Consider the following 12,143-nt stretch of genomic DNA (forward strand, 5'->3'; position numbering starts at 1 on the left):
TATCACAGCCCTGCCCACACGGCAAAAACCCGCGCAAGACACAACGCCTCACACCGGATCCTCACACCGCTCATCGAATCACTACACTCACATCGTTGCCCAAACGAACACCGAACACACTGACACCCTCACGCCACGCACCCAGCCACCACCCGCCAAACACTCCATAACATCCCCCGACAACACCTGATCACCACACCCTCCCGACCAGATTCCGAACTCCCACCCAAACATCTCCACCATCACCCGCCCTATGACAACATGACCACCAAACACAACCCACCATGCCCATCCACCCCCAACACCATGCCCATCCACCCCCAACCCCCCCAGCGGGTCTGTTCCCTAAATCGTGTGCGTGTCAGCGCCTGGCTCGACGAGTTTGCGTTCTCGATACGGGTGCTCACGCGGACGAACCGCGACCAGTTGCAGAACGTTTCACCGCGCGACTGCAGGCGTGGGCGGCCCTGTCAGCTTCGATGCCATCGCGAGACCGGCTGTGCTGGGACCGGGCCCTAAAAGTGACCTTGGCCCGATGCTGGCCCTGGAGAGGCCGGCCTACATCCTCGCGTCATTCGAGAGGATGTAGGCCGGACGGCGCGATGACCGCCTCGAGGACTAGATCATCGCCGTGTAAGCCGATGATCTGCCGTAACTGCACTCGTTCACCGCTGCGCTCACACCTGACCACGGTCGTCAACGGACTCACGACGCACCACAGCTCCGGTCCGGTCTAAGGCGTCGTGTCACGCCTGAAGTCAATCAAGCGAGGCATGTACGGGCGGGCGAGGTTCGACCTGCTCCGCAGGAAGATCCTCTGCCACGTCTGATCCACCCCCACGACGCTGATCACCACAGCAGTGGCAGACCCTATTCGGAGAGCACCATCAGCGGTGCTGTGTGCGTTCCCGTTACCGGGTCCTCGTGGAGCGACAGTGGGGTCAGAACTGCGCGGGCAATCACGTCCTCGGAGCAGCTCGTCCATCACGTCCGCAGCGACCACGCACCGGAAGCCCGTGTCATCGTCTTTCATTGATCCGTTCGCGTCGTTGAAGGACGAGGGTGTAGCCCGGTTGTACGGACTCGTCCAGGCAGCGCCCTTTAGTTCGTGGCGACCAGGCTTGGTCTCCGTCGAACACCACTCCCAGACGTTCCGCGCAGGTCGTAGACGCCGTAAGGGCTCACGCCCCTCTGGTAGTTGTCACGCGCCGTCGTCTGCCCAACGCCTTTCTTCGAACGTCCTTCCTTCGCTACAACCACAGCGTCCAATACAGTGATGGCGTGAAGGCCCTGCCTCGCAGGTTCCGTCCGGCAGGTTCCGCGAACCTCGATCTCGTCCGGGTAACACCCACGCTGCTACGCGCTGGAGCCTGCAGTGCGTTGTACGCATCGCCCACGTTGGTCTGGCCGAGCCGAACATGGGGTGAGCCAATCAGGTTAGCTGTGGAGCACCTGACGAACAGTCGGCGGTAGCTGTCGCGGGGGTGAACCAAGGCGTGCACACAGCGGATCACCTGGAACAAGCACCGTGGAGCGAACGAGTGGTGGCGAAGCCGCCAGGCGAGGTCGTTCAGCACAATGTCGGCGAGTATGCCGTGATCTGATAGGAACCGGAACAGAGGAAACAAAGATGGATGTCTACTCGTCAAAAATTTACATTCACTGGGAGCTTTAGGGGCGCTAAATTCGGCTAGATTGATCATTGCGATCCGGTGGCAGTTGACAGCTTCGTCGCACCTTGGCTTGGATCAAAGGTGAAGCGTACAGGATCGATCCATTCGGAAATGGAGATTGTGTTGGGTCTCTCTGCCTTTATTCTGGCGGCCAGCCTGTTATTCGTGGCCGGAGGTTCGGCGAAGCTCGCGGGAGTCGCCGCGATGCGGACGGACGCTGAACACTTCGGCTTCCATTGCGGAATTTACCGACTCATCGGCGCGGCCGAGTTTGCTGGCGGGTTGATCGTGTGTACTGCGCGACTCGCGCAACAGCCGCTGCTCGGCGTCGTCGCAGCCACTGGATTGACCGCATTGATGTTCGGTACCATGGCATTTCACCTGAAGGTTACGGACTCTGCAGTCAAGGCAGTCCCGGCGGCAGTCTTCGCTCTCACTGCAGGTATCGTCACATGCTTGTTTGCGGTGAACTAGCAATGCTTCCGCTTAACTCGCAATCCGCTGACCCAGTCGATGTTATTGATTTTCGGATGAGCACGTTCGCAAATTTGGATCCGATTCGCTTTGGGTAGGCGTTTTCAGGCGTGTGGCAGGTCAACGCCGTTGGCGACGTACGAGCGCTGCTTGAGTTAACTCGGTGATCCTTCTGTCATTGGCGGGTATCGGGCTGATGTCCGTTGCTGAGACTCTTGCACAATGCGCGACCTGAGTATGCTGGTTGGGCCGATAACCTTTATCGAGATTCCTGCTCTCGAAGGAGTGCGGTTGCTCGCTGAGCGCAGCTGGTTGATTCCATGCGACACCATCCACCACTACATCAGGGAATCGGACAAGCCGCCTGGAGTGGATGTACGCAAGCCGACCTATGGAGCGGTTGCTCATGACCGCAGTGTGGATCAGCTTGCCGCGGTTCAGCGACGCCGTCGACCTACGTGCCGAACTCGACTCCGCCGGCGCTGGCCGTCAGTGAACTCGTCGCCTTGGCCGGTTCTGTGGAGAGCTCCAGGGAAGTGGCGGCTGACTCGATCTCTTGTCGCTCAGGTAACCGCAGAGCTCGAACGGCGTGCCGGGGGACAACTCTCTATGGGATGTACGTGAGTGCGGAGGCGCTGTGCCGCACGATGCGATCACTCGTGGTGGCCCGGTGCAAACATCTAACGATCGCGAAGAAGGCGTACGCGACCGACGCCGGTCTCTACGAACTCGGCGGCGGTGGTGGCAGCGTGGCGATGCTCGAAGCGATCACCGATGCGACCAGGGCCGTCTTGACGTCGCCACGACGATCGGTCACCACGGGCCTGGAGGACGTGGGTTGATGGCGGGGACACGGATCGCCGGCTGCGGCATCTGAGGCCTTGCGACGGCGTTGAGTCTGCACCGCTGGAGACGTAGGGGCATTTTCGTTTTTCAGGCACAGCAACGCATTGAATGCTTGCTGTAGGGCTGAACATCCAGCCTAACGCGGTCAGCGTGCTGAATGATCTGGATATGTTCGATCAACTGACTGCTCGCGCGATCCACGCTAGTGAGCTGCGCTACTACAACTGTGATGGCGACCTCATCTGGAGCGAGGCGTCGTGGCCGGACACCTGGTTCCGCAGTTTTCGATTCATCGGGGCGATCTGCACGGAATCTTACTGAACGCGGTCTGGATGACTGGGCAGCGGGCCGTCGTAACCGGCGCATCGATCACCGGCGTCGCCAACGACTGAACTGGCGCTTATGTACGCTTCGAACACGCAGACGTTGCGTGCTCTGCCGTACCTGATGATCTGGAGATTGGCGCCCACTGCATCGATTCTGCGGTCCGCGAGGCTCTGTGGCCAGGTGAAGGCGCACCGCCAGGAAGCGCGTCGTGATGTGGCGCAGGACGTCGTGGACAGAGCCGTTCCTGGATGGCCGTACCATGATTTTGAGTGGCGCGGAAATCCGGCGAAAATGCTGCCGATTTTAATCGCAAACCTTGTTAAGGCATTCATCGGCCTATGCTTACCCTCCCTATCGAGGCCTGCGACGGCGTTGCGCTCAGCGGGGCGGCGACAGCCCGAGCGCCGTCCTGGATCCCTCACGCACATGTCCTGACGAGATCCATGCAGTTTTCGAATGCGGAATGCATTGCGAACGTCGGTCAGGCTACTTTGGCCGAGGACAATTGGCCGGAAGTAAACGAGTCGAGCACGGTTCAATGGGTCCGCAGGGTCGTGTGGTTAGGTAACGATAAGAACAGGGCCCCTCGAATGGTAAATCGCTGCTTTTGTAGCGGAACCGACATGACCAGGCCTGCCTCGTCCGACCACCAGTAGATCCGCTTCGGTCAGCGCGAGCAGTTCGTGCGGCAGGCCTCGGTGGCACGCAAACACCATTTCCACGCCAGGCGCATTCAGGTCGTCCAGCATATGGTCGCCGCAGAATGCCGACTGCGCGTGCAGCACTTCCAGCCGAGCGCCCCGCCGGCGACACTCCATGGCGGCACGGTCTATCACCCGCTGGTCAGCTGGGCCGCCAACCGCGGCGGCCACAACCCCGTGTTCGCCGCGCACCGCACTTGGCAGCCCTCGCACGATCACAGCGTCACACCCGGCGCCCGCCACCACCGGCAGGACGTGGGCAGCGCGCTCCATCGCACCAGCCCCCAGCACGATGCATCTGGCCGAAGCAGCAGCGGTGAGCAGGTCGGAGGTCAGGCTCTCACCGGTCTGTCTGAAATGGACGATCAGACCTGGCAGCAACGCCATCACCTCACCGACGACGGGATGTCCTGGCAAGTCTGGCAAGCCGTCGACTTCGAACACCTGCAGCTCGGTACCGATGTCGCGCGCACGCCTCGCGGCCCACTCGAAGGCACGAAGCCCCCAGACTGTCGGATTCACCGCGACGACGACCGGCCCGAGCTCAGCTGCAGGCACTGACCTCGCTCCGGGGACACCCGTGTGTTCGATCACCTTCCTGCTCACGGCACAAAGCCTCAATCGCACCGCCGGACCCTGCAACTCGACATCCGTCGCTCGGTCCATCGGGCAGGTAATGATGCCCGAACGGACATCGGCCTGCCGCAGGTTCGACAGTCCAAGTGACGGTCCAGCCGTTGGGCACAGGGATCAGGCCTATGTAGGAGTACGCCCGTAAGTTGTGGCCGAGACTGCGCTCTGCGGTCGGGTCGAACTGCTCCGGCGGCTCCCCAGGCCATGCCAGATCGACCATCTACTGAATCCTCCTCCGCCTCGACTCGTCTGCCGATGAGCAGGCGCGCCTCCGCCCCGGCAACGAACCGTCACTATCGCGCCTTACGCGTACCGGTTCGCCTGGACCGTGGTAGCGCGTGCCTACGAGTTGATCTCGCACGCCAACCGCATCAAGATGATCAGGTTGCAGGCGTTCGGGCGCGAGCTTTCCTTGCTGCACAAGCAAATACTGCTGTGCGGCGATCTGCTGCGTTCTCAAATCATGCAGGTCAGAACTGAAAGAGACCTCAGGTCCCTGTCGGCTTCGATCTCTCTACGAGTCGGCGAAGGTTGGATGGGCGAAAGGGAAGCTGGACGTGGAGGAAAAGGGCACTGTTTCGCAACTGCTTACCATCGCCCTTCCGGTTTGATCGTCGCTCTCGTTCCGAGGCAAATGATGTGATTTGACATCAAATAATATCCGCCTGCAGGGCAGCTGGTCGATGTTGCCGGGTGCGGTGGATCGACGATTGTGCCTGGAAGCACGGCTAAATGGATGCGGTGCTTGCGTGAACCCTGGCCGACTGTTCTTGATCGCGCCTGCGTCGCAGAAGGTCAGGTTTCCTTCGTCTCGATCAACGAAAGGTGCCCAACCGCCTCGACAATCGCGTTCCGGCCACGGGTGTAACCCGATCGCCATAATTGCGGTGCTCAGGTTGGCGTGCTGAGATGATCGCCTCAGGAGTCATTGTGGCGGTCTGTTCAGATGTTGAGCTCCGTTCGTGGATCATGCCAGCCCCACGCCGGCAGGCTCTCATGCGCAGGCGTTTCGCTGCGGGCGCGCCCGCACTTTCCTGTGCTGCTCTTGCTTTGTGAGGTTGCGTGTGAACAACTCGCTGGTGCGTGAAAGCAAGGTCTCGGTCGCGCTAGACGACGTCCGGGCTCGCGTCCAACCTGTGTTGCGCAGTGCCGTCGACAGTCTGCCGGAGCAGGTGCGCGCGGTTGCCGGCTACCACTTCGGCTGGTGCGACCAACGTGGCGCGTCAGTAGTGGTAGGACGCTCGTCCGGAAAGATGATCCGGCCGGCCCTGGTGATTTTCGCGGCCAAAGCGGTCGCACGTGGCGGCGATCCGTGGAAACTGCGTGCTTCAGTGCTGCGGGCGGCCGGGGCCATCGAACTTGTACACAACTTCTCACTGGTACACGACGACGCGATGGACGGCGACGCCATGCGCCACCACCGCGAGACGGTGTGGAAGGCGTTCGGGTTCCCGATCGCGATCCTCGCGGGTGATGCTTTGCTGGCGTTGGCCAACCAGATCTTGACGTCCGACTCATCGTCTTCGATCACCCCCGCCGCGGTCGAGATGCTGAACGACGCTGTGCAAAAGCTGGTCGAGGGCCAGTTTCAGGACCTCGCGTTCGAGCGCACAGAATCTGTGGGGCTCGAAGAGTGCCTGCACATGGCCAGCCGCAAGACGTCCTCGCTGATGGCCGTTTCGTGCCGACTAGGTGGACTGTTCGGTGGCGGTACCACGCAGCAGGTTGAAGCGCTTCATGCGTTCGGCACCCATCTCGGGCTGGCGTTCCAGTTGGCGGACGACCTGATGGGCCTCAGCGGCGACCCGAGCAGCACCGGCAAGCCTGCGAACAACGACCTCTGGTCGCGCAAGAAGAGTTTGCCCGTTGTGTTCGCACTGAACAGCGAGACCGACGCCGCGCATGAACTGATCACGTTGTACCGCAAGGATTCGAGGTGGGAACAGGCCGATGTGGACCACGCGCTCGTGCTGATCGAGCAGGCCGGCGGCGTGGAGTGGGCACAAGCGGAGGCCAGCCGCTGCTGCGAGTTGGCGATCAGTTGCCTGCGCGGCGCAAACCTTCGCCCGGACGCCGCTGAAGTCCTCGCGGATCTGGTGCGCTTGTCAGCGAAGCGAGTGAGTTGATGAGACTGGCGACCCGAACCGGACAGCTGCGAGGCTCGACAGGAGTCGGCCGTGCGCACGCGAAAGCCATTTTGCTCGGTGAGCACGCCGTCCTCTATGGCAGCCCGGCCCTCGCAATGCCGGTTCCCGCACTGACGGTGAGCGCCCGCGTCGAGCGATTGGCGGACAACGGTGCCACGACTTTCCTGTTGGCGGGTTCAAGTGGACGAACTCCGATCTACGCCGTCGGCGGTCTCCGGCAGGTCGTGCGGACGATGATCCGCGACGACCAGCGGCTCGAGGTGGTACTGCGTGGTGACATCCCCATCGGCAGAGGATTGGGCTCCAGCGCCGCCAGCGCGCGGGCACTGGTGCTCGCCCTCGCGGATCTGCTGGATCACGATCTCGACCAGCGGCAGGTGTTCGACTTGGTGCAGATCGCCGAGAACATCGCGCACGGGCGGGCCAGCGGTGTGGACGCGCTCACGACGGGCGCGCGTTTGCCGCTGTTGTTCGAGAACGGCACCGCTGGAGAGCTGCATTGCGGCATCGACGGGGTCTTCGTGCTCGCCGACAGCGGTGTGGCAAGCCGGACGAGGAACGCTGTCGCACTGGTGCGTTCGATCTTCGAGCGAGAAACAGGAGCCCGCGAGAGGTTCGTGTCCAAGGTTTCTGGACTGGTCCGTTCCGCCGCCAAGGATTTCGCTGCCGGTGACGCGGACGGTCTGGGCAGTGCTTTGACCGAATGCCATGCCGTGCTGCGCGATCTCGGTTTGAGCACGTCGTTGATCGATGTGATGACTGAGGCGGCCAGGGAGGCGGGTGCACTCGGAGCCAAGATCAGCGGGGGAGGGCTTGGAGGCTGTCTCATCGCGTTGGCCGGTGACCCGCAACGAGCCGAGGAAGTCGGCAGGGCGCTGCGGGCGACAGGGGCGGTCCGGATCTGGTGTGTACCGGTCGGGCGATGGCGTCATGACTGCTGAGACTTCCGCGACCGCCGTGGCCCACATCAACGTCGCTCTCGTCAAGTACTGGGGCAAGCGGGATCCCAAACTCGTCCTGCCGTGGACCAGCAGCTTGTCGCTGACCCTCGACGCCTTCTGGACCACGACCTCGGTCCGGTTCCGTGCCGGCGCGATGGAGGATCGAATCACGCTGGACGGCCAGCCCGTGATAGGGGAGCAGCGACGGCGCGTCACCGACTTTCTCGACCTCGTGCGACTCAAGTCCGGGCGGACCAATGCGGCAGTGGTAGAGAGCGTCAACACGGTGCCGACCGGTGCAGGCCTGGCATCGTCGTCCAGCGGATTCGCCGCCTTGGCTCTGGCGGCCTCGGCGGCGGCTGGGATGGAATTGGACAAAAGGGCGTTGTCCCGGTTGGCGCGGCGCGGTTCCGGATCGGCGGCGCGGTCTGTTTTCGGCGGTTTCGTGGTCTGGCACGCGGGGCACGACGACGACAGTTCGTACGCGGAACCGGTGCACACCAAGAGATTCGACCTGGTGATGGTCGTCGCGCTGATCAGCTTCGATCACAAGGAAATGACCAGCAGCGACGCCATGCGGCACACGGTCGAGACCTCGCCTCTCTTCTGGCCGTGGGTGGAGTCGTCGGTGACAGACCTGAAGGACATGCACGCCGCATTGAAGCTCGGGGATCTCGACGCCGTTGGGGAGATCGCCGAACGCAACGCGCTGGGCATGCACGCCACGATGTTCGCCGCACGGCCAGCGGTGCGGTACCTGAAGCCTGCGACGATCGCTGTACTCGACTGCGTACTCGATCTGCGCCGGGCTGGTGTTTCTGCATACGCGACCATTGACGCAGGCCCAAATGTCAAGATTCTCTGCCACCGCGCGCATTCCAGTACCGTCGCCGCGGCAGTGCGGGCAGCGTCCGGTTGCGTGACCACGGTGGCAGGCGCGGGTCCCGATGCCGGGGTGGTGGACGGCAGATGAACAGGACGAGTGTCCGGTACGCGCCGGGGAAGCTTTTCGTCTTGGGCGAGTACGCCGTGCTGGAGCCTGGCGTGCCCGCGTTGCTTGCCACGGTCAATCGCGGGGTCACCGTGAGCGTCACCGCAGCCGACGAGGACCTGGTGATCCACTCGGACCTGACGGATCGGCCGGCGCGGCTGTCGCGTAGGGCGAGTGGATTGCCCGCGAATGCGGGACCGGTCGTGGCCGCGGTTCAGGTCGTCACCGAACTCCTGGCGGAGTGGGATCTTCCTGCTCCTCGCGTCGAGCTCTGCATCCAAAGTGGACTGCACGACTACGGCGTCAAATACGGCCTCGGTTCCAGTGGCGCGGTAATGGTGGCGACGATCGACGCTTTGCTCGCACACTGTGGAGTGTCGCTCTGCATCGAGGAGCGGTTCCGCCTGGCCATGCTCGCCTCCGCACGGCTCGACGTCCGATCGTCCGGTGGAGACCTGGCTGCGAGCACTTACGGTGGTTGGATCGTCTATCAGGCACCAGATCGCACCGCTGTCGTCGAGTTCGCCCGAGCAAAGGGTGTCAGGGAGGCGCTACAAGCGCCCTGGCCGGGTTTCGACGTGTACCGGGTGCCGTCACCTCGCGACCTCGTCATCGTCATCGGCTGGACTGGGACTCCGTCGTCAACATCGGACCACGTGTCGGCCGGGGTCGCACACGACTGGCATGGCAGCGCTGACCACTGCGAGTTCGTCAGCCAAAGCACCGACTGCGTCACGACTGCCGCGGCCGCACTCGGCGACGGCGAGGACAGCGCGCTGCTTGGAGAGATCCGTAGGGCTCGGCGGCTGCTGGCCAATGCTGACAGCCAGGGTGGTCTTGGCCTCTTCACCGGTGGGCTGACCGCGATGTGCGACGCCGCCGAGTCGGTAGGTGGCGCGGCCAAGCCCTCGGGTGCGGGCGGCGGGGATTGCGGGATCGCTTTCCTCGAGCCTCATCAAGGTGCGCTCAGCCACATGCGGGACCGGTGGCTCGAGGCGGGGATTGTTCCGTTGCCCTTTCGTACATACCAGTCAGAAAGGACGTGCGCCCGTGACCGCTGACCGCAAGAACGACCACGTCTGGCTCGCCAGCGAACACCATCGGCCGGGAGGCCGGACCGAGTTCGACGACGTGACCTTCGTTCACCACGCATTGGCCGGCATCGACCGAGCCGACGTCTCGCTCGCCGTCCAGTTCGCCGGATTCGACTGGCGCGTCCCGCTCTACATGAACGCGATGACCGGGGGGAGCGCGGTCACCAGAGAGATCAACCGAAACTTGGCGATCGCCGCGCGAGAGACCGGCGTGCCGTTGGCGAGTGGGTCCATGAGCGTCTACTTCAAAGACCAGTCGGTCGCTGACACGTTCCGCGTACTGCGTCACGAGAACAGAGACGGCTTCGTGATGGCCAACGTCAACGCGACGGCGACCGTCGACCAGGCGCGGCAGGCGGTCGGTTTGTTGGAGGCCGACGCGTTGCAGATCCACCTGAACAGCGTTCAGGAAATCGTGATACCAGAAGGCGATCGATCCTTCGGAGACTGGGGGCCGAGGATCGAGGAGATCGTGGAGAAGGTCGGCGTTCCTGTTTTCGTCAAGGAGGCCGGCTTCGGCCTCAGCCGGGCAACCGTGCTGCACCTGCGCAAGCTTGGCGTCACAGTCGCGGATGTCGCGGGCAGGGGTGGAACGACCTTCGCCAGGATCGAGAACCGCAGGCGCGTCGGCGACGACTTCGCCTTCCTCGAGGGTTGGGGCCAGTCGACCCCAGCTTGCCTCCTGGACGCCTGCGATGTCGGATTACCGCTATTCGCCTCTGGTGGTGTCCGGCATCCGCTGGACGTCGTGCGTGGGCTGGCGCTCGGTGCGAGCGCGGTCGGCGTTTCCGGAACGTTTCTGCGCTCGGCGCACGACAGCGGGCCGGACAGACTGATCGCGCAGATCACGACGTGGCTCGACCAGCTCAAGTCGCTCATGTCCGTGCTCGGTGCCCACACGCCAGCCGATCTCTTCCGGTGCGAGGTCAGGATTCTCGGCGATCTGCGCGAATACTGCCGCGATCGCGGCATCGATGTCACCCGGTTCGCGCGCCCGTTTCCCACCGTGCCGTGAGCCGTGCCGTCGGAAAGGAGAGCCGCCATGGCCGACGGAGACCTGACTGCCGGCGTCCCGATGAGATGGGTAGGACCGCTGCGCGTCACAGGTAACATCGCCCAGACCGAAACCGAGGTGCCGCTCGCCACCTACGAGTCGCCGTTGTGGCCGTCGGTGCGACGTGGCGCACGCATTTCGATGATGGTCCCGGAAGGGATCGTCGCTACATTGGTCGACGAGCGCATGACTCGATCGGTGCTGGTGGAAGCGGACAATGCGAGTACGGCGCACGCCGCCGCGCAATTGATCGACACGCGGTTCACCGAGCTGCGCGACGTGGTGCGCGCGTGCAGCCGATTTGCCGACCTTGTCGCGATCCGTCACGAGATCACGGCTAACCTGCTGTTCCTGCGGTTCGAGTTCACGACGGGTGACGCCTCGGGGCACAACATGGCGACGCTTGCGGCTGACCGACTGCTCTCGTTGCTGCTGGAGTCGCTGCCTGGCGTCCGCTACGGGTCGATCTCGGCTAACTACTGCACTGACAAGAAGGCCACGGCGATCAACGGTATCCTCGGTCGTGGCAAGAACGTGGTGACTGAACTGACGGTGCCGCACGTGCTCGTGTGCGACCAGCTGAAGACCACCGCGGCCAAGATCGCTCAGCTGAACGTACGCAAGAACCTGATCGGCACGCTGCTCGCAGGCGGGATTCGTTCCGCGAACGCGCACTATGCGAACATGCTGCTGGCGTTCTACTTGGCGACTGGACAAGATGCCGCCAACATCGTGGAGGGTTCGCAGGGCGTCACGGTGGCCGAGGATCGCGACGGCGACCTCTATTTCTCCTGCACCATCCCGAACCTGATCGTGGGAACCGTCGGCAATGGCAAGAACCTGCCGTTCGTGGAGACGAATCTTGCTCGCCTGGGGTGCCGCGAGCAGCGGGAACCGGGAGACAACGCCCGCAGGCTCGCCGTGCTCGCGGCAGCGACGGTGTTGTGCGGTGAGCTTTCTCTGTTGGCCGCCCAAACCAATCCCGGCGAGTTGATGCGCGCACACGTTCACTTGGAACGCGCGAGCGAGAAGATCGGGAGCTCGTCCTGACGAGCTCCGCAATTCTTCATCGGCTTGATTCACTGTGATCGATGGCAGCCGATGAGGTGATCGCCGTCGACGTCTCAATCTAGGCAAACCCGAGAAGCCACGCAGGACACCGGGTCGGCGGGTCTGCTGCACGAGTAGGTGACAGTTGTAGTCACGCAGCCTGACTGGCTGGCGTGGTCATGATTGCTTCGTATTCGATAGGGGTCAACCGG

Annotated in this window: 10 protein-coding genes; 9 read left to right on the forward strand and 1 reads right to left on the reverse strand. The window is 63.1% G+C overall.

The window, feature by feature from the left end; all coding sequences use genetic code 11:
- The first annotated feature begins 1,712 nt into the window (after positions 1-1,712).
- The 3 genes from ABZX92_RS42780 to ABZX92_RS42790 all read left to right on the forward strand — a co-directional run bounded on the left by ABZX92_RS42780 (position 1,713) and on the right by ABZX92_RS42790 (position 3,314).
- The gene (locus tag ABZX92_RS42780; RefSeq protein ID WP_355571395.1) at positions 1,713-2,147 is read left to right on the forward strand and encodes a DoxX family protein; all 435 of its coding nucleotides are present in this window, start codon (positions 1,713-1,715) and stop codon (positions 2,145-2,147) included.
- Positions 2,148-2,761: 614 nt separating this feature from the next.
- Complete coding sequence (locus ABZX92_RS42785; RefSeq protein ID WP_355571397.1) at positions 2,762-2,989, forward strand: hypothetical protein; 228 nt, start codon at positions 2,762-2,764, stop codon at positions 2,987-2,989.
- A gap of 154 nt (positions 2,990-3,143) precedes the next feature.
- On the forward strand, positions 3,144-3,314 hold the full coding sequence (locus ABZX92_RS42790) for a hypothetical protein (protein ID WP_355571399.1): 171 nt from the start codon (positions 3,144-3,146) through the stop codon (positions 3,312-3,314).
- A gap of 566 nt (positions 3,315-3,880) precedes the next feature.
- Here ABZX92_RS42790 and ABZX92_RS42795 read toward each other — a convergent pair.
- The gene (locus ABZX92_RS42795) at positions 3,881-4,627 is read right to left on the reverse strand and encodes a hypothetical protein (RefSeq protein ID WP_355571401.1); all 747 of its coding nucleotides are present in this window, start codon (positions 4,625-4,627) and stop codon (positions 3,881-3,883) included.
- 1,091 nt (positions 4,628-5,718) lie between these two features.
- Between ABZX92_RS42795 and ABZX92_RS42800 the strand changes: the two genes are divergently transcribed.
- From ABZX92_RS42800 to ABZX92_RS42825, 6 genes are read left to right on the forward strand one after another with little or no spacing between them, the layout of a single operon-like run.
- On the forward strand, positions 5,719-6,780 hold the full coding sequence (locus tag ABZX92_RS42800) for a polyprenyl synthetase family protein (protein WP_355571403.1): 1,062 nt from the start codon (positions 5,719-5,721) through the stop codon (positions 6,778-6,780).
- Positions 6,780-7,742 carry a mevalonate kinase gene (gene mvk, locus ABZX92_RS42805; RefSeq protein ID WP_355571405.1) on the forward strand — a complete coding sequence of 321 codons (963 nt, stop codon included), beginning with the start codon at positions 6,780-6,782 and terminating at the stop codon, positions 7,740-7,742. The genes ABZX92_RS42800 and mvk overlap by 1 nt, the downstream gene beginning before the upstream one ends.
- Before the next feature lie 16 nt (positions 7,743-7,758).
- On the forward strand, positions 7,759-8,715 hold the full coding sequence (gene mvaD, locus ABZX92_RS42810; RefSeq protein ID WP_355571407.1) for a diphosphomevalonate decarboxylase: 957 nt from the start codon (positions 7,759-7,761) through the stop codon (positions 8,713-8,715).
- On the forward strand, positions 8,712-9,794 hold the full coding sequence (locus ABZX92_RS42815; protein WP_355571409.1) for a phosphomevalonate kinase: 1,083 nt from the start codon (positions 8,712-8,714) through the stop codon (positions 9,792-9,794). Before mvaD ends, ABZX92_RS42815 begins: the two co-directional genes overlap by 4 nt.
- Positions 9,784-10,842 (forward strand): type 2 isopentenyl-diphosphate Delta-isomerase, encoded by a 1,059-nt coding sequence (fni, locus tag ABZX92_RS42820; RefSeq protein ID WP_355571411.1) that lies wholly within the window; start codon positions 9,784-9,786, stop codon positions 10,840-10,842. The genes ABZX92_RS42815 and fni overlap by 11 nt, the downstream gene beginning before the upstream one ends.
- A gap of 27 nt (positions 10,843-10,869) precedes the next feature.
- Positions 10,870-11,931, forward strand: coding sequence for a 3-hydroxy-3-methylglutaryl-CoA reductase (locus ABZX92_RS42825; protein WP_355571413.1), 1,062 nt, complete (start codon positions 10,870-10,872; stop codon positions 11,929-11,931).
- The last annotated feature ends 212 nt before the right edge of the window (positions 11,932-12,143 follow it).

This window comes from Lentzea sp. NPDC006480 (assembly GCF_040611995.1).
Classification (GTDB): domain Bacteria; phylum Actinomycetota; class Actinomycetes; order Mycobacteriales; family Pseudonocardiaceae; genus Lentzea.

Coding starts and splice junctions, on each gene's coding strand:
- ABZX92_RS42815 (WP_355571409.1), top strand. CDS start 8,712: ATGAACAGGACGAGTGTCCGGTACGCGCCGGGGAAGCTTTTCGTCTTG.
- ABZX92_RS42785 (WP_355571397.1), top strand. CDS start 2,762: ATGTACGTGAGTGCGGAGGCGCTGTGCCGCACGATGCGATCACTCGTG.
- mvk (WP_355571405.1), top strand. CDS start 6,780: ATGAGACTGGCGACCCGAACCGGACAGCTGCGAGGCTCGACAGGAGTC.
- ABZX92_RS42825 (WP_355571413.1), top strand. CDS start 10,870: ATGGCCGACGGAGACCTGACTGCCGGCGTCCCGATGAGATGGGTAGGA.